This is a genomic window from Streptomyces sp. Da 82-17 (assembly GCF_046098215.1).
GTDB lineage: Bacteria > Actinomycetota > Actinomycetes > Streptomycetales > Streptomycetaceae > Streptomyces.
Map to the genome: position 1 here is coordinate 270,566 of NZ_JBJURH010000005.1, position 26,040 is coordinate 296,605.

At 73.8% G+C, this 26,040-nt stretch carries 30 protein-coding genes; 22 read left to right on the plus strand and 8 right to left on the minus strand.

The window, feature by feature from the left end; all coding sequences use genetic code 11:
- Nucleotides 1–7 precede the first annotated feature (7 nt).
- The gene (locus tag ACIDOF_RS11055; RefSeq protein ID WP_409005610.1) at nt 8–1,090 is read right to left on the minus strand and encodes a DUF2278 family protein; all 1,083 of its coding nucleotides are present in this window, start codon (nt 1,088–1,090) and stop codon (nt 8–10) included.
- Between the two features lie 201 nt (nt 1,091–1,291).
- Nucleotides 1,292–2,107, minus strand: a complete 816-nt coding sequence (locus tag ACIDOF_RS11060) for a YhjD/YihY/BrkB family envelope integrity protein (protein ID WP_409005750.1) — start codon at nt 2,105–2,107, stop codon at nt 1,292–1,294.
- A gap of 570 nt (nt 2,108–2,677) precedes the next feature.
- Between ACIDOF_RS11060 and ACIDOF_RS11065 the strand changes: the two genes are divergently transcribed.
- Nucleotides 2,678–3,997: a PP2C family protein-serine/threonine phosphatase gene (locus tag ACIDOF_RS11065; RefSeq protein WP_409005611.1), complete on the plus strand. Its 1,320-nt coding sequence runs from the start codon at nt 2,678–2,680 to the stop codon at nt 3,995–3,997.
- A gap of 62 nt (nt 3,998–4,059) precedes the next feature.
- On the opposite strand, the gene ACIDOF_RS11070 is transcribed toward ACIDOF_RS11065, so the two are convergent.
- Both ACIDOF_RS11070 and ACIDOF_RS11075 read right to left on the minus strand, forming a co-directional pair.
- The gene (locus ACIDOF_RS11070; protein ID WP_409005612.1) at nt 4,060–4,308 is read right to left on the minus strand and encodes a DUF6059 family protein; all 249 of its coding nucleotides are present in this window, start codon (nt 4,306–4,308) and stop codon (nt 4,060–4,062) included.
- Nucleotides 4,309–4,455: 147 nt separating this feature from the next.
- Nucleotides 4,456–5,067, minus strand: coding sequence for a DNA-binding response regulator (locus tag ACIDOF_RS11075; RefSeq protein ID WP_409005613.1), 612 nt, complete (start codon nt 5,065–5,067; stop codon nt 4,456–4,458).
- A gap of 405 nt (nt 5,068–5,472) precedes the next feature.
- Between ACIDOF_RS11075 and ACIDOF_RS11080 the strand changes: the two genes are divergently transcribed.
- The gene (locus ACIDOF_RS11080; protein WP_409005614.1) at nt 5,473–6,291 is read left to right on the plus strand and encodes a BTAD domain-containing putative transcriptional regulator; all 819 of its coding nucleotides are present in this window, start codon (nt 5,473–5,475) and stop codon (nt 6,289–6,291) included.
- Between the two features lie 139 nt (nt 6,292–6,430).
- Here ACIDOF_RS11080 and ACIDOF_RS11085 read toward each other — a convergent pair whose 3' ends face one another.
- The 3 genes from ACIDOF_RS11085 to ACIDOF_RS11095 form a co-directional block, all read right to left on the minus strand.
- Entirely contained in the window at nt 6,431–8,020 is a 1,590-nt protein-coding gene (locus tag ACIDOF_RS11085; RefSeq protein WP_409005615.1) for an acyl-CoA carboxylase subunit beta, read from the minus strand.
- 81 nt (nt 8,021–8,101) lie between these two features.
- Nucleotides 8,102–9,868, minus strand: coding sequence for a fatty acyl-AMP ligase (locus ACIDOF_RS11090; protein ID WP_409005616.1), 1,767 nt, complete (start codon nt 9,866–9,868; stop codon nt 8,102–8,104).
- A 105-nt stretch (nt 9,869–9,973) separates the two neighbouring features.
- Nucleotides 9,974–10,162 (minus strand): acyl-CoA carboxylase subunit epsilon, encoded by a 189-nt coding sequence (locus ACIDOF_RS11095; protein ID WP_409005617.1) that lies wholly within the window; start codon nt 10,160–10,162, stop codon nt 9,974–9,976.
- 179 nt (nt 10,163–10,341) lie between these two features.
- Here ACIDOF_RS11095 and ACIDOF_RS11100 point away from each other — a divergent pair, with 179 nt between their 5' ends.
- The 9 genes from ACIDOF_RS11100 (at nt 10,342) to ACIDOF_RS11140 (ending at nt 18,315) form a co-directional block, all read left to right on the plus strand.
- Nucleotides 10,342–11,889, plus strand: coding sequence for a multicopper oxidase family protein (locus ACIDOF_RS11100; protein ID WP_409005618.1), 1,548 nt, complete (start codon nt 10,342–10,344; stop codon nt 11,887–11,889).
- A 53-nt stretch (nt 11,890–11,942) separates the two neighbouring features.
- Nucleotides 11,943–13,673 (plus strand): acyl-CoA dehydrogenase, encoded by a 1,731-nt coding sequence (locus ACIDOF_RS11105; protein ID WP_409005619.1) that lies wholly within the window; start codon nt 11,943–11,945, stop codon nt 13,671–13,673.
- Nucleotides 13,670–14,398 (plus strand): 4'-phosphopantetheinyl transferase family protein, encoded by a 729-nt coding sequence (locus ACIDOF_RS11110; protein WP_409005620.1) that lies wholly within the window; start codon nt 13,670–13,672, stop codon nt 14,396–14,398. The genes ACIDOF_RS11105 and ACIDOF_RS11110 overlap by 4 nt, the downstream gene beginning before the upstream one ends.
- Before the next feature lie 55 nt (nt 14,399–14,453).
- Nucleotides 14,454–15,296, plus strand: a complete 843-nt coding sequence (locus ACIDOF_RS11115) for a thioesterase II family protein (protein WP_409005621.1) — start codon at nt 14,454–14,456, stop codon at nt 15,294–15,296.
- 262 nt (nt 15,297–15,558) lie between these two features.
- Nucleotides 15,559–16,389 carry a BTAD domain-containing putative transcriptional regulator gene (locus ACIDOF_RS11120; protein ID WP_409005622.1) on the plus strand — a complete coding sequence of 277 codons (831 nt, stop codon included), beginning with the start codon at nt 15,559–15,561 and terminating at the stop codon, nt 16,387–16,389.
- 66 nt (nt 16,390–16,455) lie between these two features.
- On the plus strand, nt 16,456–16,725 hold the full coding sequence (locus ACIDOF_RS11125; protein ID WP_409005623.1) for an acyl carrier protein: 270 nt from the start codon (nt 16,456–16,458) through the stop codon (nt 16,723–16,725).
- Nucleotides 16,722–17,468, plus strand: a complete 747-nt coding sequence (locus tag ACIDOF_RS11130) for an SDR family NAD(P)-dependent oxidoreductase (protein WP_409005624.1) — start codon at nt 16,722–16,724, stop codon at nt 17,466–17,468. The genes ACIDOF_RS11125 and ACIDOF_RS11130 overlap by 4 nt, the downstream gene beginning before the upstream one ends.
- Complete coding sequence (locus tag ACIDOF_RS11135; protein ID WP_409005625.1) at nt 17,468–17,860, plus strand: SchA/CurD-like domain-containing protein; 393 nt, start codon at nt 17,468–17,470, stop codon at nt 17,858–17,860. Before ACIDOF_RS11130 ends, ACIDOF_RS11135 begins: the two co-directional genes overlap by 1 nt.
- Nucleotides 17,857–18,315, plus strand: a complete 459-nt coding sequence (locus ACIDOF_RS11140) for a DUF1772 domain-containing protein (RefSeq protein WP_409005626.1) — start codon at nt 17,857–17,859, stop codon at nt 18,313–18,315. The genes ACIDOF_RS11135 and ACIDOF_RS11140 overlap by 4 nt, the downstream gene beginning before the upstream one ends.
- A gap of 78 nt (nt 18,316–18,393) precedes the next feature.
- Here ACIDOF_RS11140 and ACIDOF_RS11145 read toward each other — a convergent pair whose 3' ends face one another.
- A complete protein-coding gene (locus ACIDOF_RS11145) occupies nt 18,394–18,774 on the minus strand; it encodes a SchA/CurD-like domain-containing protein (RefSeq protein ID WP_409005627.1) in 381 nt (126 codons plus the stop codon).
- 185 nt (nt 18,775–18,959) lie between these two features.
- On the opposite strand from ACIDOF_RS11145, the gene ACIDOF_RS11150 reads away from it, so the two are divergent.
- From ACIDOF_RS11150 to ACIDOF_RS11200, 11 genes are all read left to right on the plus strand, one after another.
- Nucleotides 18,960–19,295: a TcmI family type II polyketide cyclase gene (locus ACIDOF_RS11150; protein ID WP_409005628.1), complete on the plus strand. Its 336-nt coding sequence runs from the start codon at nt 18,960–18,962 to the stop codon at nt 19,293–19,295.
- Nucleotides 19,292–19,726 (plus strand): cupin domain-containing protein, encoded by a 435-nt coding sequence (locus ACIDOF_RS11155; RefSeq protein WP_409005629.1) that lies wholly within the window; start codon nt 19,292–19,294, stop codon nt 19,724–19,726. The genes ACIDOF_RS11150 and ACIDOF_RS11155 overlap by 4 nt, the downstream gene beginning before the upstream one ends.
- Nucleotides 19,723–21,012: a beta-ketoacyl-[acyl-carrier-protein] synthase family protein gene (locus tag ACIDOF_RS11160; protein ID WP_409005630.1), complete on the plus strand. Its 1,290-nt coding sequence runs from the start codon at nt 19,723–19,725 to the stop codon at nt 21,010–21,012. Before ACIDOF_RS11155 ends, ACIDOF_RS11160 begins: the two co-directional genes overlap by 4 nt.
- A complete protein-coding gene (locus tag ACIDOF_RS11165; protein ID WP_409005631.1) occupies nt 21,009–22,247 on the plus strand; it encodes a ketosynthase chain-length factor in 1,239 nt (412 codons plus the stop codon). Before ACIDOF_RS11160 ends, ACIDOF_RS11165 begins: the two co-directional genes overlap by 4 nt.
- 98 nt (nt 22,248–22,345) lie before the next feature.
- Nucleotides 22,346–22,807 (plus strand): SRPBCC family protein, encoded by a 462-nt coding sequence (locus ACIDOF_RS11170; protein ID WP_409005632.1) that lies wholly within the window; start codon nt 22,346–22,348, stop codon nt 22,805–22,807.
- An 11-nt stretch (nt 22,808–22,818) separates the two neighbouring features.
- Nucleotides 22,819–23,280 (plus strand): anthrone oxygenase family protein, encoded by a 462-nt coding sequence (locus ACIDOF_RS11175; protein ID WP_409005633.1) that lies wholly within the window; start codon nt 22,819–22,821, stop codon nt 23,278–23,280.
- 32 nt (nt 23,281–23,312) lie between these two features.
- Nucleotides 23,313–24,065 (plus strand): SDR family NAD(P)-dependent oxidoreductase, encoded by a 753-nt coding sequence (locus tag ACIDOF_RS11180; protein ID WP_409005634.1) that lies wholly within the window; start codon nt 23,313–23,315, stop codon nt 24,063–24,065.
- Nucleotides 24,065–24,388: an antibiotic biosynthesis monooxygenase family protein gene (locus tag ACIDOF_RS11185; protein WP_409005635.1), complete on the plus strand. Its 324-nt coding sequence runs from the start codon at nt 24,065–24,067 to the stop codon at nt 24,386–24,388. Before ACIDOF_RS11180 ends, ACIDOF_RS11185 begins: the two co-directional genes overlap by 1 nt.
- Entirely contained in the window at nt 24,378–24,701 is a 324-nt protein-coding gene (locus ACIDOF_RS11190; RefSeq protein ID WP_409005636.1) for an antibiotic biosynthesis monooxygenase family protein, read from the plus strand. Before ACIDOF_RS11185 ends, ACIDOF_RS11190 begins: the two co-directional genes overlap by 11 nt.
- A 35-nt stretch (nt 24,702–24,736) precedes the next feature.
- A complete protein-coding gene (locus ACIDOF_RS11195) occupies nt 24,737–25,660 on the plus strand; it encodes an NAD(P)-dependent oxidoreductase (protein ID WP_409005637.1) in 924 nt (307 codons plus the stop codon).
- Nucleotides 25,650–25,964 (plus strand): antibiotic biosynthesis monooxygenase family protein, encoded by a 315-nt coding sequence (locus tag ACIDOF_RS11200; RefSeq protein WP_409005638.1) that lies wholly within the window; start codon nt 25,650–25,652, stop codon nt 25,962–25,964. The genes ACIDOF_RS11195 and ACIDOF_RS11200 overlap by 11 nt, the downstream gene beginning before the upstream one ends.
- Nucleotides 25,965–26,040: the final 76 nt, after the last annotated feature.

A 26,040-nucleotide genomic window follows, 5' to 3' on the forward strand; every position in this document is an offset into this window, starting at 1 on the left:
CCGTCTCCTACGCGTCGAAGACGACCGGGCTGCCCTCCTGGCGGGCCTGGTTCTCGGAGTACGTGACGGTGTGGACCGTCGTGCCCGCCTGGTCGAAGAGGGTGATCGTGCCGCCGCGGTTGCCGAGCTGCAGGCCGTCGGCGGCGGCGAACGTGAAGGTGGCGCCGGGTTCGAGGCGCTGGGCGGGCAGCGGTACGCGGCGCTCGTTCCGGTCCGCGAGGTGCCAGCCGCCGAGGTCGACCGCGGCCTGGGAGGCGTTGACCAGGGTGATGGTCTCGCGCTCGGGCGCCGGGCCCTGCGGGTTGACGAGGGCCGAGTGGATGCGCACGGCGGGGAGGCGGGGCGGATCCGTGGGGCCCGCGGGATCGGACGGCTCGGTCGGTTCCGACGGCTCGGTCGGTTCTGTCGGCTCGCCCGGGCGGTCTGCGGCGTCCTCGGCGTGGCCCGTCGAGTCGTCGGTGTTCCAGGACTGGGACTGGAAGGCGAGGAAGACGGCGATCCACTGCTCGTCCGCGGGCAGGTGGATCAGCAGGGCGCCGTCCTGCCACACCCCGTCCTGGTCCTTGAAGCGCTCGCTGTTGCCCTGGTTCATGTGGACGTCGTGGACGCCGTTGCCGGGCTCGAAGCCGAAGATCTTGTCCGGCGTGCCGTCCTCGGGGCCCCAGCGCTCACCGAAGACGTACAGGGCCGCGTTCTCGTCGGCGATGGCGCGCTGGACGTGCTCGTCGAGGACGTCGGCCAGGTCGTTGTCCGGGCCGGGCTTGTCCGCCGGGAGCTTCTTCATGTCGGGGCGGGCGAGCATCTCACCGCGTACGTAGTCGAGCGCAGCGCCGCCCGCGTCCGTCGGCAGGTCCGTCCAGCCGCTGCCCGCGGCGGGGAGCTTGTCGAGCAGGGCGTGGGCGAAGCTCTCGTCGACGAGGTAGAGCAGCTCCGACGGGGACTCCTGCGACTTGACGTTGACGGCGGCGCGGTAGTGCGTGCCGGCCTCGTCGACGAGGTGGATCTGGAAGTGGGGAGTGTCGTCGGCGGTGCCCTCGCGGCGGCGGTCGACGGCACGGGCGGCGAGCACGCCGTAGCTCTTCAGCGGCATGTGGTGTGGTTCCTCCGGAGGTCTGGGCGGGCGGCGTTCCGGGTCGGGAATGCGCCGTCCGGAGTACATCGGTGACGCACCGCGTACGCGAGTTGACACGCTGTCGGCCCGGTGAATTGCGCGTGCAGCTCTTGCGAACGGCCGGAAGGGGCCAGGTCGGAGGGGGTTGCGGGCCTCAACTCCCGCGCGTCGTACGCCTGTTCAGCGGGTACGTCGACGGCGGCGCAGGAAGGGCGCGAGGCGCGGGCGCTCCTCGTGCAGCAGCCGGCCGACGACGGCGCCGCCGTGCACCACGACCGCCACGCCGACCAGCCAGGACTGGACGACGAGGACCGTGCCGTACGGCCCGTACGTGACGGCGTTGGAGGCGATCAGCGGGGAGAACACCAGCTGCGAGAAGACGCGCAGGCCGACGAGGCCGAGCGCCGTCACCACCGCGCCGGGCAGCAGCGCGCGCCAGCCGACGCGGCCGCCGAGGAGCAGCCGCTGCGACCACCAGAAGAACAGCACGGCGCTCAGCACGGCGGTCGCGAAGTGCCACAGCGACGTGACGAACGCGGTGCCCTCGACCGGGCGGTCCTGGGTGATCTGTGCGGAGGCGAAGAGGTAGCCGATCAGCGCGGCCAGCCACACGGCGTGCCGCCACATGGTGTGCCAGCGGGCGGCGGTCAGCTCCCACACCTTCTCGTAGCCGGTCTGCAGCGCCGAGCCGAAGGTCAGCCCGAACACGGCGAGCGCGGCGAGGCCGTACGCGGTGGTCGTCTCCAGGGCCTTGCGCGGTGACGCGAACAGCTCGTCGACCTCCTCGCGGGCGCTCACCGACACGCCCAGGCCCCGGCCGAGCCATTGGGCGAAGCCCTGCCCCTGCGCCGGGTCGACCGCCGCGACGACGATCAGGAGCGGGACGAGGGTGAGGAATCCGAGGGCGGCGAGGCCCATCGACCGGTGCATCAACTCCAGCTCGCCGGCCCGCCGCCAGCCCCGCGCGGCGGCGGACCGCACCGTGGCCCGGTACATCCGCCGCCACACGGACACCGAAGCCGCCCCCTCACCCGGGGCCCCGTCGGCCCCACCGGCCCCGTCGGCCCCACCAGCCCCGTCGGCCCCGGAAGACTTCTCACGCATGCGGGTGCCCTACCCGCCGAGCCCGGACCGCTCGCCGCACACGGGACGCGATCACCCGGATTGGCTTGGGCGCTCCACGGGGTCGGGGGCTTGCCGGTCGCACAGCGGCGACCGGCCGGTGGAGGGCGCCGTCGTCCGGTTCGAGGTCTGGTGGGCCGACGGCCGGCGGCAGATCCGGCTGAAGCCGTGCGGCGCGCGGTGTCTGCGGGGCGACTTCGCCGACTTCGCCCGGCGCTTCCGCCCCGAATGGTCGTCCGACGTCGGCCGGCCTCTCCCGTACGCCTCTGACCTGCCGAGGCTCCCGTACGGGTTCGGCATATGCACGAGCCTCCTGTGTCATCGCCCGGGCGCGGGTGGGTGGGCTGGCACGATGCCTGTCATGCCGCTGCCGCCACCGCCGTCCCTGCCGCCGCTGTCGCACCGCTGCCTGCTCCTCGTACGTCGCAGCCTCGGGTGGATCTGATGGCCGGGGGCGAGGGCGAGCGGGCGTTGCCCGGTCTGCGGTTTCGGCTGGACGCCCAGCTCGACGAGATCGCGGGCGGACTGCGGGAGTTGGCCGCGTCCAGGGACCGGCTGCACGGGCTGCTCGACGCGGTCCTGGCGCTGAGCCGGGAGGACGGGCTGCCCGCGGTGCTGCACCGCGTCGTCACCACGGCGATGGACCTGACCGGCGCCCGGTACGGGGCGTTGGGCGTGCTCGACGAGTCCGGGGAGGAGCTGGAGCAGTTCATCACCGCCGGCCTGTCGGACGCCGAGCGCGCCGACCTGGCCGGGACCGACTTCCCGCACGGGCGCGGCGTGCTCGGGCACGTCATCCGCAACCCCGAGCCGCTGCGCGTGAACGACATCGGGGCGCATCCCGCGTCGGTCGGGTTCCCGCCCGGCCATCCGCCGATGCGGACGCTCCTCGGCGTGGCGATCAGCGTGCGCGGCACGATCTACGGCGACCTCTACCTGTCCGAGCGCCGGGACGGCGAGCCCTTCGACCGTGAGGACGAGGAGGTCGTCGTGACCCTGGCGGGCGCGGCCGGTATCGCGATCGAGAACATCCGCCTGCTCGAACAGGTACGGGACAGCGCCGAACGCTTCCAGCGGCTGCTCCTGCCCACCCTGCCCGACCTGCACCCCTTCCGCGGCGCCGCCGTCTACCGCCCCGCGGCCGCGCCGGGCCACCTCGGCGGCGACTGGTACGACGCGATCTGGCTGCCCGACGACGCCTGCGCGGTCGTCATCGGCGACGTCGTCGGCCACGATCTGCACGCCGCCGCGGCCATGGCGCAGACCCGCAGCATGCTCCGCGCCCTCCTGTACGACCGGCTGACCCCGCCCAGCGCGGTCCTGCACCAGCTCGACCGCACCCTGAACGCCATCACCGACCTGCCCGTCACCACGGCCTGCCTCGCCCGGATCGAACCCGGCCCGGACGGCTGGCTGTTGCGCTGGTCCACCGCCGGCCACCTGCCCCCGCTGGTCGTCACGCCGGCCGGCGCGACCCGCTTTCTGCACGCCGAGCCCGGCCTCCCGCTCGCGGTGAGCCCCGACGAGGCCAGGCCCGACCACACCCACCCGCTGCCGCCAGGAGCCACCGTGGTCTTCTACACCGACGGACTCGTCGAACAGCCCGGTCACACCGTCGACGCCGACCTGTCCAGACTCGCCGAACTCGCCACCGCGTACATCGGCCTGCCTCTGCAGGAGTTCGTCGACACCCTCGCCGACCACCACCCGAGCGACGGCCACGACGACCTTGCGGTCCTGGCTCTGCGGATGCCGGACGCCTGACCGCCGCGTCCGTCCCGTACCCGGCAGACGTCCGGTCGGTGCGGCGCCTCGCGGGCGGGGCGTCAGTCGAGGCGTGTCCCGTGCCGGGTCAGGTGGCGGGACAGTCGGCGTTCCTGAGGGGTGAGGGGGAGGTCGGGGCGGAGGCGTTCCGGGTGGTGCGCGGCGGGTCCCGTGGGCCGTGGTGCGGTGCGGTCGTGGTCGGCGCGTGCCGTGTCGCCGGCCAGGTAGACCGCCCCGAGGGACACCAGGCCCTCCCAGAGGGGGTGCAGGATGCGGTCGGCCAGCAGACGGCGGAGCCCTCGTGGAGACATGGGAGCCGAGGGTGCCCGGCGCCGCTCGCGCCCCGGTCGAAGGCGACTCGGGGCGGACCGGGCGGCGGACGGGGCGGACGGGGGCGGGTACGGGTACGGGTACGGGTACGGGTAAGTACCGGTCGGCGTGGTCGGCGCGGGGGCGCTTCAGAGGATCCAGCCGGACTCGCGGGCGATGCGGATGGCGTCCACCCGGTTCCGCGCCTGGAGCTTTCCGACCGCGGCTGCGAGATAGTTGCGTACGGTCCCGGGGGCGAGCCGCAGCCGGGCCGCGATGTCGCCCGCCCCGTGCCCGCCCGCGGCCAGGGTGAGGACCTCCGACTCGCGGGTGGTCAGCGGGGTGTCCGAGCTGTCCCAGGCGGCCAGGGCCAGTTCGGGGTCGATCACCCGGTGGCCGGAGGCGATCTTCCGGATGGTGCCGGCGAGCTCCTCCGGCGGGGCGTCCTTCAGCAGGTAGCCGGAGACGCGGGCGGCCATCGCCCGGCGCAGCGTCGCGGGGCGGCCGACGTTGTCGAGGATGAGGGTTCCGGTGCCGGGCATCCGCTCGTTGACGAGTGCGGCCGCGCTCAGCCCGTCGAGCCCGGGCAGATTGATGTCGATGACCGCGACGTCCGGCTTGTGCTCCACTGCCGCGGGCAGGATCGCGTCGCCGCGCTTCACACTTGCGACGACCTCGATGTCGCTCTCCAACGCCAACAAGGCACCTAACGCGCCGCGCACCAGATGCAGATCCTCAGCCAGCAGGACTCGGATCAACACAATCCCCCATTGCCTTTGCTCGACGTACTCAGTTGAACTGCCCGCGGAATGATACCCGGGCCTCGAAACCCCATCCGATTTCAGCCACTCAACTCGCCTTTGTCGACGTCAAGTTGGCGAAGTGGCTGCGCCGGGGAGCACTCCGAGAACGTCAGGTGCACTGCACATCACCCCGCCGGAGAAGTCTGGAATCGAACTTCCGGATTCGGCCGGCGAGGCTCGGTCACACGCATTTCATCGCTCCTTCATCGACCGGTGACGCCCGTGCGGAAATCCCGGTCCGACCCATGAATTCTTCACGGTTGCACCCGTGATCAACACCCCTCGAAACCGGTATCGGGGCACTGGCGCAGGAACGGGCCTCGTGCGAGGTTCGACCCAGACAGGACTGGGGGAGGCGTTGGAATGCACATTCGTGTTCTAGGAGCCATCGAGGCCGAGTTGAACGGCCGCTCGATTCTGCCGACGGCCGGCAAGCCACGCCAGCTGCTCGCACTGCTCGCGTTCCACAGCAATCAAGTGGTGCCGGTCTCCCGGCTGATGGAGGAGATCTGGTCCGACGCGCCTCCGCGCAGCGCGCCGACCACGCTGCAGACGTACATCCTGCAGATCCGGCGCCGCGTCGACGAGGCCATGGGCGGCCCCCGGGCCGGCGCGTGCGCCAAGGAGCTGCTGACGACCCGGCACGAGGGCTATCAACTGCGGCTCGAACCGGACAGGTTCGATCTGCACGTGTACAACCTGCTGACCGCCGAGGGGCGGCGGGCCGAGGACCTGGGCGACGACGAGGCGGCCGCCCGCCGCTATCGTGCCGCGCTCGCCCTGTGGCGCGGGCACGCCCTGGCCGATCTGCGCACCGGCCCGCTGCTGGCCGTGGAGCGGATGCGGCTGGAGGAGAGCAGACTCGGCCTCGTCGAGCGGCGGATCGAGGTCGAGCTGCGGCTCGGGCTGCACGCCGAACTGGTCACGGAGCTGGCGGCGCTCACCGCGCAGCATCCGCTGCACGAGAACCTGCACGCCCAGCTGATCGTGGCCCACTACCGGTCGGGGCGGCCGTCGGCGGCGCTCCGGGTGTTCCAGACGCTGCGCACCGCGCTCGTCGAGGAGCTCGGCATCGAACCGTCCGCACGGCTGCAGCGGCTGCACCAGGCCGTGCTCCTCGACGATCCGGGGCTGCTCGCGGAGCGGGCGGCGGGCCGGATGCTCGACCGGTATCCGGGCTGAGCGGTCAGCAGACGTCGGGCAGCTGAGATGGACGGACGGGCGGCTCGGCCGGGTACGGGATCAGCCCAGGTGGACGGGAGGGGCCTGGGCGAAGCGACCCGACGCCGCGCCGCTTCGCCCGCGCCCCCGCGGCGGGCCGCTACAGCGGGGGGTTGCCGTGCTTCCGCTCCGGCAGGGGCGCGTGCTTGTGCCGCAGCATCGCGAGCGAGCGGACCAGCACCGAGCGGGTCTCCCCCGGGTCGATGACGTCGTCGACCAGGCCGCGCTCGGCCGCGTAATAGGGGTGCATCAGCTGCGACTTGTACTCCTTGACCAGCCGGTCGCGGGTGGCGTCCGGGTCGTCGGAGGCGGCGATCTCCCGGCGGAACACCACGTTGGCGGCGCCCTCGGCGCCCATCACGGCGATCTCGTTGGTCGGCCAGGCGAAGGACAGGTCGGCGCCGATCGAGCGGGAGTCCATCACGATGTACGCGCCGCCGTACGCCTTGCGCAGCACCACCGAGATCCGCGGCACGGTCGCGTTGCAGTAGGCGTAGAGCAGCTTGGCGCCGTGCCGGATGATGCCGCCGTGCTCCTGGTCCACGCCGGGCAGGAACCCGGGCACGTCGACCAGGGTGACCAGCGGGATGTTGAACGCGTCGCAGGTGGAGACGTGGCGGGCGGCCTTCTCCGAGCCGTGGATGTCCAGGACGCCGGCGAGCGCCGCGGGCTGGTTGGCGACGATGCCGACGACCTGCCCGTCGAGCCGCGCCAGGGCGCACACCACATTGGGCGCCCAGGCCGCGTGCAGCTCGAAGTACTCGCCGTCGTCGACGAGTTCGGTGATCACGTCGCGCATGTCGTAGGCCCGGCCCGGCTCGGCGGGCACGAGGGAGACGAGCGCGTCGGTACGTCGGTCCGGCTGGTCGAACGGCCGTTCCGCGGGCGGCAGTTCGCGGTTGTTCTGCGGCAGCAGCGACAGCAGATGGCGTACGTCCTCCAGGCACTCGGCCTCGTCGTCGTACGCGAAGCCCGCCACCCCCGAGACGCCCGCGTGCACATCGGCGCCGCCCAGGCCGTTCTGGCTGATCTTCTCGCCGGTCACGGCCTGGACCACGTCCGGGCCCGTGAGGAACATCTGGGAGGTCTCGCGGACCATGAAGACGAAGTCGGTCAGCGCGGGCGAGTACGCGGCGCCGCCCGCGCACGGCCCCATGATCACGCTGATCTGCGGGATCACCCCGGACGAGCGGGTGTTGCGGCGGAAGATCCCGCCGTACCCGGCGAGTGCCGTGACCCCCTCCTGGATGCGGGCGCCCGCACCGTCGTTGAGGGACACGAGCGGGGCGCCCGCCGCCTCGGCGAGGTCCATCACCTTGTGCACCTTGGCGGCGTGCGCCTCGCCGAGGGCGCCGGCGAAGACCCGGAAGTCGTGGGCGTACGCGAAGACGGTGCGCCCGTGCACCAGGCCCCAGCCGGCCACCACGCCGTCGCCGTACGGCTTGCGCTCGTCCAGGCCGAAGCCGGTGGCCCGGTGCCGGCGCAGCGGCTCCAGCTCGGTGAACGTGCCCTGGTCGAAGAGCAGATCGAGGCGCTCGTACGCGGTGAGCTTGCCCTTCGCGTGCTGGCGGTCGGTGGCCGCCGGGTCGGCGGCGGGGCCCGTGCCGGCCTTGAGACGGTTCAACTCGTCGGTCGAGCGGCGCAGATCGGGGACGGAGACGTCGGAGAGCAGCTCGTCGAAGGTCGTCATCGCGTCACCGTAGGGAGCGCCCCTCGAGCGCCGCTCCAGGAACGGCCCGCACGGCGATCGAGGCGAGGCGGCCCGGCCGGGTCAGCCCGCCGTCGTGCACTCCTCACGGCCCAGCGGCCCGGGGTCGAGGAGCTCGGCGTCGAGGAGCTGGTGCACCGGCTCGATCGCCCCGCTCAGGAACAGCCTGCGCATCGTGGCGCGTTCGACCTTTCCGCTGGTGGTGCGGCGCACCGTGCCGGGCCGTACGAGGAGCACCCCGCCGACGGCCACCTGGAACTCGTCGGCCAGGCGGCGTTCCACGTTCCCGGTGAGACCGGCCAGGTCCAGGTCGTAGTGGTGATGGGTGCGCAGCTCCTGCACCACGACGATCCGCTCCCGCTCGCCGGGCACCGAGAACGCGGTGCCGACGCCGAGCAGGGAGCTCACCCGCTGCACGGTGTGCTCCAGGTCCTGCGGGTAGAGGTTGCGCCCGGCCACCACGATCACGTCCTTGAGGCGGCCCGTGACGTACAGCCGGCCGTCCCGCAGCGCGCCCAGGTCCCCGGTGCGCAGGAAGCCCGGCTCGCCGTCCGCGGTGCACGCGGCGAAGGTCCGCGCGGTCTCCGCGCGGTCGCGCCAGTAGCCGGCGGCGACGCTCGGCCCGCGCACCCAGATCTCCCCGATGGAGCCGTCCGGCAGGGCCTGCCGGGTCTCCGGGTCGACGATGCGCACCGTGTCGGGCGCCGGGCCCGAGGAGACCAGGGTGCGGGCCGGGCCGCCGGGGAGCGGGTCGCGCAGCCGGTTGCAGCTCAGCCACTCGGGGTCCACGGTGCACTCGGCGCGGCCCCGGCCCGTGGGGGCGGCGGTGACCAGGAGGGTGGCCTCGGCGAGCCCGTACCCCGAGGTGAGCGCCTCCGCGTCGAGGCCGGCCGGGGCGAAGCGCTCGGCGAACGCGCGGGCCGTCCCGGCGCGTACCGGCTCACCGCCGCTGACCGCGACCCGCAGGCCGGACAGGTCGAGCCCCGCCGACTCCTCGTCGGTGACCCGCTGCACGCACAGGTCGTAGGCGAAGTCGGGGGCGGCGGTGACGGTGATGCCGTGCTCGGAGACCGCCTCCAGCCAGCGCGCCGGACGCCGGGCGAACCATTCGGGGGCGAGCGGGACCGAGGTGCCGCCGAGCCACAGCGGGTGCAGCAACTGGCCGACCAGGCCCATGTCGTGGTGCAGCGGGAGCCAGCCGCCGATCCGGTCGTCGGGCCCGGTGTGCAGGGCGTCGCGGATCACCTGCTGGTTGGCGAGCAGGTTGGCGTGGCTGACGACCACGCCGCGCGGGGACCCGGTCGAGCCCGAGGTGTACTGCAGGTACGCCGGGGCGTCCGGGTCCTGCCGCGGCGGCGTCCAGGAGGACCGGCCGTGCACGGTGTCGGCGGCCAGGCAGGGCATCGAGCCGCGGCCGCGTGCGGCGAGCAGCCGGGAGAGGTCCGGGGCCAGCCGGGCGTCGGTGAGGGCCGCGCACGGCGCCGCGTCCCGGAGGATGCCGCCGACCCGCTCCTCCTGGTGGCCGTGGCCCTCGACGGGCGGCACGGGCACGGCCACGGCGCCCGCGTAGAGGCAGGCGAGAAAGCTGACGGTGAACTGGCGCGGGGAGCGGTGCATGACGAGGACCCGCTCGCCGTGCACGCCCCGCTCCTGCAGCCAGCCCGCGAGTTCGCAGGCGGCGTCGTGCAGTTCCCGGTACGAGACGGTCACGTCCGGGCCCGCGCCGGTGTTCTCCGGTGGCAGCAGCAGCGCGGGGTGACCGGCCCGCCCCTGCGCTCTGTCCGTCATGAGTTCGGTGAACGTCCGGTACATGACCACTGGCTCCCCCATGGACGACCCTGTTCCTGCGAGGTCAAGAAAATATGCACCTTCTCTTGAGGCGGACTTGACCCGTGGTCGGATGCGCGGCGGCGTGCCCGGGAGCGGCCGGGGGCGTCAGCGGGCCTTCCAGGCGACCGGGGAGCGGTACGGTCCCGTCCTGCCCCAGCCGGCCCGCGGCGCCCCGTTCACCTCCTCTTCCGGGCCGGCGGCCCGCAGTACGGCGAGGAGCACGGTCACGACCGCGGCGAGCTCGGCCGGGTCGGGGTGGCCGCGGAGCACGGTGAGACGGAGCGGTTCGTCCATGGCGGCAGCGTGCGGGCCGCCTCTCGAAGGGGGGTCGGGGGCGGCTCGACAGGCCCGTGCGCCCCGGCGGCCGGCGGCGTTCTCCGGTCGCGCGGAAACGACCGGAACTCGAGCCTCCCTCCAGCGCGGGAGCGGATCATGGAGCGGGGGACATTCAACTCGCTTACGGAGCACACGTCATGGCATCAGTCCGCCGCCGGATCCTCCTGACCGTGGGGGGTGTCGCCCTCGTGGGCGGCGCGGGCCTGGGAGTGAACTATCTGACCGCGTACCGCCGGTACGAACAGACCAACGTCGGCGAGCTCGGTTTCCGTAACCGCCTGAAGTTCCCCGATCTGCTCGACCCCGACACCGTGGCCGACGGCCGCCGGCACTACGCGCTGCACCTCGCCCCCGGCCGCACCGCGCTGCTGCCGGGCCGGAAGACCGACACCTGGGGCGCCAACGGCCCCCACCTCGCCCCCACTCTGCGGATGCGCGACGGCGACCGGGTCGCCCTGACCGTCACCAACCGGCTGCCGGAGCGGACCACACTCCACTGGCACGGCATGCATCTGCCGCCGGCGATGGACGGCGGCCCGCACCAGATGATCGAGCGCGGGGACACCTGGCGCCCGCACTGGACCGTGCACCAGCCCGCCGCCACCCTCTGGTACCACCCGCATCCGCACGGCACCACGGGCCGGCACGTGTACCGGGGCCTCGCCGGGATGATCATCGTGGACGACGAGCACTCCAAGTCGTCCGGGCTGCCCGGCAGTTACGGCGTCGACGACCTGCCGGTGATCATCCAGGACAAGAACTTCCACGACGACGGCGCGCTCGACTTCACCGAGACGAGCCTCAGCGACGACCTCGCCGGAGTCGACAACCGGGGCGTGCTCGGCGACACCATCCTGGTCAACGGCGTCCACGACCCGTACGTCCCGGTCACCACCGAGCGGGTGCGGCTGCGGCTGCTCAACGCGTCCAACGCCCGCATCTACCAGCTGGGCTTCACCGACGACCGGCCCTTCCACCTGGTCGCCGCCGAGAACGGGCTGCTGCAACGGCCCGTGGAGCTGCACCGGCTGCGCCTCGCGCCCGGTGAACGGGCCGAGGTCGTCGTGGCGTTCGAGCCGGGCGACGAGGCGCTGCTGCGCAGTTTCAAGCCGGAGACCGGAGTCTCGTCGGACCGGTTCCTCGGCGGCGACGACGTGTTCGACATCCTGGCGCTGCGGGCCGCGAACCGGCTCAGGACGTCACCGGAACTCCCCGCCCGCTTCGCCGGCGCCCCGCGGCCGATCGAGGTGCCGCAGGACGCGCGGGTCCGGACGTTCGAGTTCAGCGGCGTGGCGATCAACAACAAGGTGATGGACATGGCCCGGGTGGACGAGGTCGTCCCCGCGGGGGCCACCGAGATCTGGGAGATCTCGCGGGCCGACGACATGATCCACGCCGTTCATGTGCACGGCTGCACCTTCAACGTCCTCTCGGTCGACGGCGACAAACCCCCGGCGTACATGACGGGCCCCAAGGACACCGCCTATCTGCCGGCGCTCGGCACGGTCCGCCTGGCCGTCCGGTTCGACACCCTCACCGACACCGAGAGGCCGTACATGTACCACTGCCATGTCCTGCGGCACGAGGACGACGGCATGATGGGCCAGTTCCTGGTCGTCGAGCCGGGCACCGAGGAACAGGCGCCCCGCAAGCTGCGGCTCGACGGGGCGCACGGCGCGCACTGAGAGGTCGAGCGGCGTTCGAGGCACCGGCGAGCCGGGTCGGTCAGCGTGCGCGGGTGACCAAGGCGCTGACCGGGCCCGGCCCGGAGGAGAAGGCCCTGCGGGCCCGGCTCGCCCGCCTCGAACACGCCCTCGGCGATCCGGACCACCCCGGAAACCCTGCGGGCGTACGGCAGTTCGTGACCGCGGACGCGAAGCGGCGGCTGCTCCCGGCGGGCGAGCGGGCGCTCGCGGAGTTCGGCCTGGGCGCCGAGCTGGTGCCCACCGAGCTCGGCGGCCGCTTCGCGGACCTGGACGCCCTGGCCCGGGTGGGGCGTGCCGTGTACCGGCGCGACGCGGCGCTCGGCCTGGTCTGCGCCACCCTGCCGTTCCGGGCCGCGGCCGCCGTGTGGGCGGACGGCTCGGCACAGCAGCGGCGGGCGACGGCCCGGCTGCTGCTCGACTCCGGTCGGGCCACGTGCGCCTACCCGGCATCCGACGCGTACGGCAGCCGTCCGCTTCCGCTCACCGCCCTTGAACGCGGCTCCAGTTGGCGGCTCGACGGCCGCCTCGACGCCCTGGACAACGCGGCCGGGGCGCAGGCCGTGCTGCTGTTCGCCCGCGCCCTCGCCCCCTGCCGGGACGGCCACCGCCGCAGCGACGTCCCGGCGGGGCACGCCTTGTACGCGTACGACGCGTTCCTGCTCGACGGGCCGCTGCGGGACGGCCCGGGCGTACGGCTGCGCTCGGGCCTAGCCGCCAGCGGGGTGCGGGGCTGCGAGGTGCGCGGCGTCGTCTTCGACGGCCACCGGATCGGCCCGGGGCAGCGGGTCGGGCCGCCGGGGGCCGGGGCGGCGGTGGCCGCGCGGGCCCGTCCGGCGCTCCGTGCGCTCGCCCCGTCGATGGCCCTGGGGTGTGCCGACACTGCCCTCCGTGCCGCCGTCGCCCACGTCAAGTCCCGGCCCGCGCACGGCCGTTCGTCGCTGGGCCGGCCACGGGTGCGGGCCGTGCTCGGCGCGGCCTTCGCGGACCTGCTGCTGTGCGACAGCCTCGCGCTCGCCGCCGCCCGCACGGTCCAGCTGCTGCCGGGGGACGGCGCGCTGCCCGCCGCCGCGGCGGCCTGCCTGCTGCCGGCCGTGCTCCTGGACCTGGTGTACGACCTGTCCGCGCTGCTCGGCCCGGAGGCGTACGCGGACGGGGCGGGCCACGGCGCCTTCGCCAAGGCCGCGCGGGACCTGGCGGTGCTGCGGGGGCCCGCGGCGGCACGGTCGACGGTGGCGGCCGCCCTTCCGGAGGCCGGCGCGGAGCGGGCTCCGGCGGCTCTGTTCCGGCCGCACCAGGGGGACTTCCAGGCGCCCGGCCCCGCGGACGCGGCCGCCGCGGGGGACGTGCTGCTCGGCTCGCTGCCGGGGTCGCTGCGCGCGGTGGCGGGGGCCGTCGGGCCCGCGGCCGACCGGCTCGCCGCCGCAGCCGCGCAGCTCGACGCGGAGCTCGGACGCTTCCACGCGGACCGCGCCGCGCTGCCGCCCGGCGACCGGGCCGGGCCGCGCGCCCGCGCCCTGGCCGACCGCTACGCGCTGCTCTGCGCGGGCGCCGCCTGCCTCGGCGTCTGGCGGGAGCAGCGGGGCGAGGGCTTCCTCGGCGCGCCGGACTGGGCGGCCGCCGCCCTGCGCCGGGTCACCGCCCGCCTCGGCGCGGCGCAGACCGGAGCTCCGGACGCGCCGGACGCCGTCCTGCTCGACGAACTGCTGCACCGGTACGACGACGCCCGCAGCTTCGACCTCTACGCCGGCCCGGTCGGCGGATGAACACGGCCTCCGTACCGGCCCTGCGGTGCCCCGGGCCGCACAGCGGGTGGGAGGAGGTGCGCGCGGCGTTCGTGCGGGAGGGCGCCGTCGTCGTGCACGCGCGGGTCGGCGCCCTGCTGCCGGGCGGGCGGGCGTCCGGGGCGGGCGGCGGGCCCGCCCGCCCGGGCCGGGCCCGGGACCGGTCCGCCGCGTCCCGGCTGCTGCTCAGGTCGGTGGCCGGGGCGCTGCTCCTGGCGCCGCCCGAAGAGGTGGAGGTGGCCCGCGCGCCGGGCGGCCGTCCGTACCTGCGCGGGGTCGACGGGCTCGACGTCAGCATCGGCCACACCGGGGACCTGCTGGCCGTCGGGGTGTCCCGGCTCGGCCGGATCGGCGTGGACGTCGAGCGGGCGGAGCGCAGGATGACCGCGCTCGGCACCGAACGGCACGCCTGCACGCCGTACGAGCTGCAGGCCCTGCGGTCCGTGCCCGAGGAGGGCCGGGACCGTGAGCTGGTGCGGCTGTGGACGCTCAAGGAGGCCTACAGCAAGGCGACCGGGCAGGGGTTGCGGCTGCGGTTCACGGAGTTCGGCTTCGACGGCGGACCGCCCGGGAGTCCGGTGCGGATGCTGCTGCCGGACGGGACGCCTGCGGAGGTTCCGGGCTGGACCTTCCACAGCGTGCGGGTGGGCGTCCATGTGCTGGGCGTGGCCCTGCACTGCCCGCGCGGCCCGGCCCTGACGGCGTGACGGGAACTCCCGCGCGGCCGCGCCCGAGCCGGAGTCGAGCCGCCTTATAGGGCCCATGGCGACCCTGGTTCCGCGTCGAGGGCCGCGGGCTGCCGCGGCCACATCTGCGAGGGGGACAGAGGTGCACCGTTTTCTGGCAGTACGGCCACCGGCCGACGGAGGCAGACCGCGGTTGTTCTGCTTCCATCACGCCGGTGCCGGAGCCATGGCCTTCGCCGGGTGGCAGCCGCGCGTGGGCCGCGACATCGATGTCCTGCCCGTACGGCTGCCGGGCCGGGAGGCGCTGCTCCGGGAGGAGCCGATCGTCGACGCCGACCGCCTGGTGTCCGAACTGCAGCGCCAGTTCGCCCCGTTGCTCGACTCCCCCACCCCGCACGCCTTCTACGGGCACAGCCTGGGCGCGCTCGTCGCCTACCGTCTCGCCCTGCACCGGGCGCGGGCCGGACTGCGGCCGCCGCGGCTGCTGCTCGTCGGCGCCTGCCCCGCACCGCAGCTGCCGCTCGCCCTGCTCGACGCCCGGGACCCCGCCCAACTCACCGACGAGGAACTGCTGGTGGCCTTCGGCGACGAGCAGTCGCTGCCCGAGACGCTGCGCCGCAGGCCCGGCCGGCTCGCGCACACCCTGGCCACCCTCCGCGCCGACCTGCTGCTCGCCCGCAGTCTGCGGGCCGCGCCCGCCGACCCGCTGGCGGTCGGCCTGCGGGCCTTCGCCGGGCGCGACGACCGGCTGGTGTCCGCCGCACAGGTGCGGGCGTGGCGGCACTGCACGAGCGGGGAGTTCCGCCTCGACTCGGTGCCCGGTGCGCACTTCTTCGTGCGCGGCCGTGAACTCCCGCACCGGATCGGCGACTTGCTGCGCGGCGCCGTGCCCGCCGCCCCACCCGTTCCCGCGGGGTAGGCCGCCGCCCACCCGCACCCGCGCCCACCCACCAGCTCCGCCGGCTCCCGGGCCGCCCGGCTCGCCCGACGCCTCCGTGTCCGTCCGTACCGCGGGACCCACCCGCGGCAGCGGGCCGGAGCGTCGCCGCGGCCGGGCCCCGGCCTGCCGCCCTCGCACGGCACACCGCGGTCCACGACGCATGTCGCACGCGGCCGCGCCGCGGCGAGGGACGCATCTCTCCCACTCCGGCCGTGCCGGAATCCGCTGCGAAGGAGATCGGATGGACATCTGCGTACTCGGTCCTTTCAGGGCCACCCAGGACGGTGTGCCGCTGCACCTCACCGCCGTGAAGCCCCGCAAGGTGTTCGCGCTGCTGGCCCTCCAGGCCAACCGGCTCGTGCCGGTGCCCGCCCTGGTCGAGGAGGTGTGGGGGGAGCGGCCGCCGCGCAGCGTGCACACCACCCTGCAGACGTACATCCTGCAGCTGCGCAACCTCATCGGCACCGCGCTCGGCGACGGCGCCGACGCCCCGCCGGGCGGCGCGAAGAGCATCCTCGTCACCGAGCCGGGCGGCTACCGGCTCGACACCCAGGGCGGCCTGATCGACGCCCAGGAGTTCCACGCCCTGGCCGACGCCGGGCACAAGGCCTCCGAGCAGGGCGACTGGCAGGCCGCCGCCGCCCACTTCGGCAAGGCCCTCGCCCTGTGGCGCGGCCCCGCTCTCACCGACGTGCAGTGCGGGGTGCTCCTGGAGGCCGAGGCGGTACGTCTCGACGAGTCCCGGATGAGCGCGCTGCACGGGCAGATCGAGGCCGGGCTGCGGCTCGGCCGGCACCACGCGCTGATCGGCGAACTCTCCGCGCTCACCACCAGACATCCGCTGTACGAGGACTTCCACGAGCAGCTGATGATCGCCCTGTACCGGGCGGGGCGCCGCGGGGACGCCCTGAGCGTGTACCACCGGCTGCGCGCCTCGCTCAAGGAAGGGCTCGGCCTCGACCCCTCGCCCGGCATCGAGTACCTGCACCGGGCGGTCCTCGACTCCTCCCCGCACCTGGTCCTCGACGGGTCGCTCCCGGACCACGTGCCGACGCTCGCGCGGGCCAACTGACCGCACACCGGCCCGCGTCCGCCCGACCCGCCCCATCCGCCCCATCCACCCACCGAAAGGACCGTCATGAGCGAGATCACCCTGAAGGACCTCGGCGCGCTGCTCCTCGAATGCGTCGGCGCCCCCGACGACGGGATGGTCATGGAGGGCGAACAGGCCCTGGACACCACCTTCATGGAGTTCGGCTACGACTCCCTGGCCCTGCTCCAGCTCACCGGCCTGATCAGCCGCAACTACGGCCTCGTCCTGGACGACGACGCGGTCGCCGAGGCCGACACCCCGCGCCGGCTCCTGGAGATCGTCAACTCCGCCCCGCAGGCGGGTGCGGTCCGTTGACGGCGCTCGACCCGGGCCTGGCCGGCAAGCGCGTCCTGGTCACCGGCGGCACCCGCGGCATCGGCCGGGCGACGGTGCTCGCCTTCGCCCGGGCCGGCGCCCGGGTGATCGCCGGGCACCGCACGGCCGGGGCCAACGCCGAGCTGCTGACCGAGGAACTCAAGGCGCTGGACGCGGACTTCGCCCTGGTCCGGGCCGACGTGACCGAGGCGTCGGGCGCGGCGGAGGCGGCCGACGCGGTCCGGGAGCGGTTCGGCGGGCTCGACGTGCTCGTCAACAACGTCGGGGTGGACGCGCACGTGTCGTTCGCCGAGCTCACCGAGGACGAGTGGCACCGCGTCCTCGGCCACAACACGACCTCGGCGTATCTGGTCACGCACGCCCTGACCGGGCTGCTCGTCGAGGGCGCGTCGGTCGTCAACGTCGGCGCGTCCGTGGCGTTGCGCGGCCGCCCGGGCGGGGTGCACTACAGCGCGTCGAAGGCGGCCCTGATCGGCTTCGGCCGCGCCCTCGCCAAGGAGTTCGGCGCCCGCGGCATCCGCGTCAACACCGTGGCGCCCGGCGTGACCGAGCCGCCGCCGGGCGAGGAACTGCCGCCGCCGCTGGTGCAGCGGCTGACCGCGATGACCGCCCTCGGCCGCCTCGGCAGACCCGAGGACGTGGCCGGAGCGGTGCTGTACCTGGCCGGTGACACCTCCCGCTACGTCACCGGCACCACCATCGAAGTCGACGGAGGAATCTGATGCCCTACGCAGCCATCACGTACCGGATCAAGCCGGGACACGAGGACGAGATCGCCGACATCTTCGCCGGGTTCCAGCGGGTCGACACCCCCGAGTACGCCGACGCGGACGGCTCGGCGGCCGGGCGGCTGCTCGGCACCGCGGTGTTCGTACGGGACGACATGCTGGTCCGGGTCATCCACTACGAGGGCGAGTTCGCGGCCGTCGGCCGGCACATGGCGGCCCAGAAGGGCGTGCACCTGCTGGAGGAGAAGCTGGCGCCCTACCTGGCCGAGGAGCGGGACACCAGCACCCCGCAGGCGTTCGCCGCGTACTTCCGCAACGCGGTGATGCGGCGGGTGTCCGAGCTGACCGTCGACACCCACCCGGTCTCGGGGGCACCGACGGCATGACCGAACTCCTCGCCGTCGTCGCCCTGTTGGGCAGCGGCGTGACCGCGGGAGTGCTGTTCGCCGTCGCGTTGAGCGTGCTGCCCGCGCTCTTCGCGATGGAACCCGGCACCTATGTCCACGCGCACCAGCTGCTCGGCCGCAACTGGGATCCGACGATGCCGGTCATCGTGCTCGGCAGCTGCCTCGCCACCGGCGTCCTCGCCGTGCTCAGCGAGGGCGGGGGCGGGGCACAGCCGCTGTTCGGGGCCGCCGCCGTGCTGCTGCTCGGCGTCTCGGGCGTCTCGCACCTGGCCAACGTTCCCATCAACCGGCGGGTGAAGGCGATCGCCGACCCGTCTCAGCTGCCCGCCGACTGGGAGGACCCGCGGCCGCTGTGGCAGCGCTGGCACCTGCTGCGCACCACCCTCGCGGTGCTCGCCCTCGGGGTCACGGCGTGGGCGGTGCTGCTGCTCTGACCGGCGCCCCGCCCGGCACGACGACGGGTGGCCCGGCACCTGGACCGGTGCCGGGCCACCCACGCTCACCGCCGCCAGTCAGGGGGCGGCAGGCAGGTCCCGTACGGAGATCTGCGCCACCGTGGTCAGCAGGCTGCGCTTGAACGTCGCCACGAAGCCCTCCACGGTGTCCGTGTCCCGGGGGCGGCTCAGGTACGGCTTCAGCTTCGCCTCGACCTCCCGCACCCCCGGCTGTGCGGCCATGTGCCGGGCCACGGCCTCCAGGTCGCCGGTGTACTCGATGACGCGGACGAGCGTGTCGTCGCGCAGGAACACGGCGGTCGCGAGGATCGTGCCGGCCGCCCGCCCGGCGTCGTCCTCGACCTTGCTGCTCCGCACCCGCTTGAAGTTCCCGAAGATCTCGGTGAGTTCCTTCTCGTGCCCGGGCTTGATGTCGTACGTGATGGCCGCGAACGGCATACGGGCCCCTCCCCTGCGATCGGCTCACTGACGGTCGTCGGGCGCAGCGCACTGCACTCCGGTCGGCGGCGGCTCGAGTTCCGCTGCAGCGCGCTCCTGCAGCCGGATTCGAGCGGGTGTCAAGGGCCCGGTGAGAACTTCCGATCCGCTGTTCCGTCCCCGGGCCACGCAGGAGGCACCCACTCGTGCACCGCACACTCATCGTCGCCAAGCTCCGGCCGGACAAGGCCGAGGACATCGCGCGGATCTTCGAGGACTCCGACTCCACGGACCTGCCGCACATGATCGGCGTCAGCCGCCGGACGCTCTTCCGGTTCCACGGCCTCTACTTCCACCTGGTGGAGGCCGACGAGGACATCGCGCCCAACCTCTACCGGGCCCGCAGCCACCCGCTCTACGACGACATCAACACCCGGCTCGCCGAGTGCGTCGAGCCGTACGACCCGAACTGGAAGGAGCCCAAGGACGCCATGGCGCAGCCCTTCTACGTATGGACCAAGGACGGAGGGCGAGTCCAGTGACTTCGGCCATTTCCCGCACCGTGAAGGTGGCCGCCGACGAGGTCGACGCCAACACCCGGCGCGGCGGTGACCTGCGCGTCACCCTCAGCCCCAAGACGGTCGGCTGCACCTCCGGCTTCGGCGGTGTGCTGACCCTGGAGCCGGGCGACTTCGTCACCGAGCACTACCACCCGTACTCCGAGGAGTTCCTGCACGTCGTCGCCGGCGACCTGACGATGACCCTGGACGGCACCGAGGTTCCGCTGGCCGCGGGCGACTCGCTGCTCGTGCCGATCGGGGTGCGGCACCGGCTGGTCAACACCGGTGCGGTGACGGCGAGTTGCGCCTTCCACCTGTCGCCGCTCGCGCCCCGGCCCGAGCTCGGCCACGTGGACACCGAGCAGGCGCAGCGCCCGCAGGCCCCGAACCCGGACGTGGGTGGGGCGCGGTGAGCCGTCGGGCCGTCATCACCGGGGTCGGCGTGATCGCGCCGGGCGGGGTGGGCCGGGAGGCGTTCTGGCAGCTGCTCGCCGACGGGCGGACCGCCACGAGGCGGATCACGCTCTTCGACCCGTCGAAGTTCCGCTCCCAGGTCGCGGCCGAGGCGGACTTCGACCCGATCGCCGCGGGGCTCACCCCGCGGCAGGTCCGGCGGATGGACCGGGCCGCGCAGTTCGCGGTGGTCTCCGCGCGGGAGGCGGTGGCCGACAGCGGCATCGACCTGGCGGCGCTGCCGCCGGAGCGCCTGACCGTCGCGATCGGCTCGGCCGTGGGCTGCACGATGGGCCTGGAGGAGGAGTACGTCGTCCTCAGCGACAGCGGCCGGAAGTGGCTCGTCGACCACGAGTACGGGACGCCCCACCTGTACGGCTACATGGTGCCGTCCACCCTCGCCACCGAGGTGGCCTGGGAGGTCGGCGCCGAGGGGCCGGTGGCGCTGATCTCCACCGGCTGCACCTCGGGGCTCGACTCCCTGGGCCACGCCGTGCAGTTGATCGAGGAGGGCTCGGCGGACGTGGCGGTGGCCGGCGCCACCGACGCGCCGCTGTCGCCGATCACCTCGGCCTGCTTCGACGCGATCAAGGCAACCACGCCGCGCAACGACGACCCGGAGCACGCCTCGCGCCCCTTCGACGGGACCCGGGACGGCTTCGTGCTCGCGGAGGGCGCGGCCGTCATGGTCGTCGAGGAGCGGCAGGCGGCACTCGACCGGGGCGCGCGGATCTACGCCGAGATCACCGGGTTCGCGGGCCGCAGCAACGCGTACCACATGACCGGACTCAAGCCGGACGGGCGGGAGATGGCCGAGGCGATCACGGTGGCGCTCGACCGGTCGAAGCTCGATCCGACCGCCGTCGACTACATCAACGCGCACGGCTCCGGCACCAAGCAGAACGACCGGCACGAGACCGCGGCGTTCAAACGCAGCCTCGGCGGACACGCCTACGACGTGCCGGTCAGCTCCATCAAGTCGATGGTCGGGCACTCCCTGGGCGCGATCGGCTCCATCGAGGTGGCCGCCTGCGCGCTGGCCCTCGACCGTCAGGTGGTGCCGCCCACCGCCAATCTGCACACCCCCGACCCGCTGTGCGACCTGGACTATGTGCCGCTGCACGCGCGCGAGCACAGGATGGACGCCGTGCTGAGCGTGGGCAGCGGCTTCGGCGGCTTCCAGACCGCGATGCTGCTGGCCCGGCCGGGCTCCGCCGCGGCGGCCGCCGGAAGGGACACGCCATGACGGCCGCAACCGCCCGTGACCGCTCCGCGGCGCCGGTGATCACCGGTCTCGGCATCGTCGCGCCGACCGGGATCGGCGTCGAGGCGCACTGGTCCGCGGTGCTCGCCGGGAAGTCCGGCATCGGGCCCATCGACCGCTTCGACGCGTCCGGTTACCCGGTGCGGTTCGCCGGCCAGGTCCCGGGGTTCCGGGCCCAGGAGCGGGTGGCCGGCCGGCTGATCTCGCAGACCGACCACTGGACGCACCTGGCGCTGCACGCCGGCGAGGCCGCGCTCGCCGACGCGGGCGTGGACCCGGCGGACCTGCCGGAGTACGAGATGGCCGTGGTCACCTCGTCGTCCTCGGGCGGCACGGAGTTCGGCCAGAACGAGATGACCGCGCTGTACCGGAACGACCCGTCGCATGTGGGCGCGTACCAGTCCATCGCCTGGTTCTACGCGGCCACCACCGGGCAGCTCTCCATCCGGCACAAGATGCGCGGCCCGTGCGGGGTGCTCGCCTGCGAGCAGGCCGGCGGCCTCGACGTGATCGCGCAGGCGCGGCGGCTCACCGGCACCGGGTCGCGGCTCGTGCTCACCGGCGGCACGGACGCCTCCCTGTGCCCGTACGGCCTGACCGCGCAGCTGTCCAACGGCAGGCTGAGCACGGCGGAGGACCCGGCGGGCGCGTATCTGCCGTTCGACGCGGCGGCGAGCGGTCATCTGCCGGGCGAGGGCGGCGCGATCCTGGTCCTGGAGAGCGCCGCGGCCGCGGCGGAACGCGGCGCCGGCTCCGGCTACGGGCGGGTCCTCGGGCACGCCTCCGGCTTCGACCCGGTGCCCGGCTCCGGGCGGCCGCGGGTGCTGCGCCGGGTCGCGGCCCGGGCGGTCGCGGACGCCGGGCTCGACCCGTCCGACATCGACGTCGTGTTCGCGGACGCCTCCGGGGTGCCCGAGGACGACCGCGACGAGGCCGCCGCGATCGCCGCCGTGTTCGGCCCGCACGGCGTGCCCGTCACCGCCCCGAAGAGCCTCACGGGACGGCTGTACGGCGGGGGCGCGCCGCTCGACGTCGCCACCGCCCTGCTCGCCCTGCGCCACGGCGTGATCCCGCACACCGCCGGGGTCGGCGCACCCGTGGCCGCGGACCGGCTCGACCTCGTCACCGGGTCGCCGCGCGAACTCCCGTTGCGGCACGCCCTGGTGCTGGCCCGCGGCCACGGCGGCTTCACCTCGGCCCTGGTGCTCGGCGCCTGAGCGCCCGGCACGCAGCCCGGCGGCCCGACACGAGAGCCCGGCGGCCCGACACGAGAGCCCGCAAGACACCGAGCCCCGACAGACAAGGAAGACGGCTCATGGCTGGTCACACCGACAACGAGATCGTCATCGACGCGCCCTTCGACGTGGTGTGGGAGATGACCAACGACGTACCCAACTGGCCGGACCTGTTCAGCGAGTACGCCTCCGCGGAGGTCCTGGAGCGGGACGGCGACACCGTCACGTTCCGGCTCACCATGCACCCCGACGAGGACGGCAACGTCTGGAGCTGGGTGTCGCGGCGGACCGGCGACAGGAAGGCCCGCACGGCACGTGCCGAGCGGGTCGAGACCGGGCCCTTCGAGTACATGAAGATCTTCTGGGAGTACACCGAGGAGCCGACCGGCGGCGTGCGGATGCGCTGGGTCCAGGACTTCCACATGAAGCCCGCCGCGCCCGTCGACGACGCCGGCATGACCGCACACCTCAACCGCAACACCAAGGTCCAGATGGCGCTCATCAAGGACAAGGTCGAGGCCGCCGCGCGCGCCGCGCGCTGAGGAGAGCTCCGGTGCAGACAGCCCTCGTCCCTCTCGTCCTGCTGCTCAACGGCCTGGCGGCGGGCGTCCTCTTCGGCACGCTGCTCGGCGGCTTCCCCTATCTGGCCTCGCTCCCCGCGGGGCAGTACGTCCACGCCCACGCGTACCACGGGCAGCGCTACGACCCGGCGATGCCGCTCTGCCTCGTCGGCACGGTCGTCGGCGACCTGGCCCTGGTGCTGGTCGCCGAACAGGCCGCCGCCCGGGGGCTGTTCGGGCTCGCCGGGCTGCTCGCCCTCGCCACCGCGGTCATCTCCCTCACCAAGAACGCACCCGTCAACCGCTGGATGCGCACCCTCGACCCGGACGACCTGCCCGCCGACTTCGCGGCCAGGGACCCGCGGCCGTCCTGGGGCGCCTGGAACCGGCTGCGCAGCGCCCTCACCATCGCCGCCCTCGTCGTGAACTGCGCGGCGCTCGCGGTGCTGCTCTGACACCGGCCGCACCGACCACCACTGGAGGACTCATGGATCTCGAACTCCGGGGCAAGAAGGCCCTGATCACCGGCGGCACCCGCGGGGTCGGCCGGGGCATCGTCCTGGCGCTCGCCCGCGCCGGCGTCGACGTCGTCACCTGCTACCAGAACGACAGCGAGCATGTCGGCTCCCTGGAGCGGGAGTTGAAGGAGACCGGCGGCGACCACCACGTGCTGCGCGCCGACCTGTCGCAGCCCGAGGAGGTCGCCGGGCTGCTCGGCAAGGTCGGTGAGCGGTACGGCCGCCTCGACCTGGTCGTGAACAACGCCGGCGCCATCAGCCACATCCCGTACGCGGAGCTGTCCGTGGAGGAGTGGGGCCGCATCCTCGCCACCAACGTGACCGGCGCCCACCTGGTCATCCAGAACGCCCTGCCGCTGCTCGGCGAGGGCTCGTCGGTGGTGTCCATCGGTTCCCGCGCCTCGGACGCGGGGGTGCCGCTGCGCGCGCACTACACGGCGACGAAGTCGGCGCTCGTCGGCCTGAACCGGTCCCTCGCCAAGGAGTTCGGGCCGCAGGGCATCCGCTTCAACGTCCTCGTGCTCGGCGTCATCGAGACCGAGAAGTTCCACGCCATGCCCGAGGACCAGAAGAAGCTGATGGCCGAGCGGTACGGCGCCAAGACCGCCCTGGGCCGCCTCGGCACCCCGGACGAGGTGGCGGGCGCGGTGCTGTGGCTGGCCAGCGACCTGTCCCGGTACGTCACCGGCAACCAGATCGGCGTCGACGGGGGCATCTCCTGATGACGTTCCGGATCATGCTGCGCATGGAGATCGTGCCGGGCAAGGAGGCCGAGTTCGAGAAGGCCTGGCACGACGGCACCGCCGCGGTCACCGGGCACCCCGCCAACCTGGGCCAGTCCCTGTCGCGCGAGGCGGGCACGGACGGCAGCACCTATGTGATCGTCAGCGACTGGGTGGACGAGCCGCGGTTCCGCGAGTTCGAGGAGAGTCCCGCACACCTGGAGCACCGGGCCACCCTGCACCCGTACCGCAAGGGAGGGTCCTTCCACGTGATGGAGGTGGTCGCCCACATCGAGGGCGCGGCGGTGGCCGATGGCCGGTGACAGCACGGGCGAGGTGCGGGTCCTGGTGTACCAGGCCGCGTACGACGAGACGGAGTTCGCGGCGGTCAGGGACGCGTACCACGTGGTGAGCAAGCGGCTCGCGGGCGTGCCCGGGATGCTCGGCAACGAGTTGCTGCGCAGCCCGCACGACCCGACCGCCCTGGTGGTGATGAGCCGGTGGGCCTCCCTGGCCGCCTTCCAGGAGTGGGAGCGGGGCGCGGAGCACCGCGAGGACACGGCGCCACTGCGCCCGTACCGCGACACCCGCACCGCCGCCCCGTTCGCCCTGTACGAGGTCGACGCCTCCTACTGAGCGTCCGGCGTCCGACGAGAGAGGAGCAACGCACCGTGAAGGAACGTCAGTTGGCGTTCATCGGCCTCGGCGCCATGGGCGGCGGGATGGCCGCGCGCCTGCAGGAGCAGGGATACGCCCTGACCGTGTACAACCGGACCGCGGCCAAGGCGGACCGGCTGGTCGAGGCCGGGGCGCTGCGCGCGGACGCGCCCGAGGAGGCGGCCCGCGGGCACCGGGTCGTGGCGCTCAGCCTCAGCGACGAACGGGCCGTCGAGGAGGTGCTGTTCGACCGGGTGGTCCCGGTGCTCGCGCCCGGCTCGTACATCGTGGACACCTCCACCGTCTCTCCGGGCTACGCCCGCACGGCCGCCGCCCGGCTCGCCGACGCGGGGCTGCACCGGGTGGAGACCTGCGTCGTCGGCAACCCGCTGCAGGCCCGCAAGGGCGAGCTGCGGGTGTTCACCGCGGGCGAGGAGGCGGATCTGGCCGAGGTGCGGCCGGTGCACGAGGCGCTCGGCAGCGAGATCGTCCACCTCGGTGCGCCGGGCACCGCGGCGGCGATGAAGCTGATCCTGAATCTGCTGCTCGGTGCCCAGGTCGCCGCCCTCGCCGAAGGACTCTCGTACGGCGTCGCCGCGGGCCTCGACCGGGACCGGCTGCTGACCTCGGTCACCGAGAGCGGCTTCAGCTCGATGGTGCTGCGCTTCCGGGCGGACCTGATGCGCCGGCAGACGTACGAACCGGCGTTCTTCCGCAGCGAGTTGATGGAGAAGGACATCCGGATCGCGCTGGAGGCGGCGGCCGGGCAGGGGGCCGCCATGCCCGTGCTCGACGCGGTGCGCGAACGCTTCGCGGCGGTCGTCGCGGCCGGCGACGGGGACAAGGACGCGTCCGTACTCGTCGAGCACCCGGCGCAGGAGACGGCACAGGGGACGCGGGAGACGCACGGGACGAGGGAGGCCCGCGATGGCGGCTGAGGCGCACTGCACGGTGATCCTGCGGATGGAGATCTTCCCCGGGAAGACCGCGGAGTTCGAGCGGACCTGGCTCGCGATCGGCGAGTCCATCGCCGGGGAACCGGCCAACCGGGGCCAGTCCCTGGTCCGTTCGCTGGAGGAGGAGGGCGTCTACTACGTCGTCACCGACTGGTCGAGCGAAGCGGAGTTCCGGGCCTTCGAGACGAGCGAACGGCATGTGCAGAACCGGCGCCGCCTCCAGCCGTACCGCCGCGCCGGCGACATGGCGGTCACGGAGCCGGTGCACCGACTGCCGCCCGCCTGAACGCCCCCCACGTGCGCCCCGTCCGGTCCTCCGGGCGGGGCGCCGTCGTGTCCGCGGGGAACTCCCGTACCGCTCA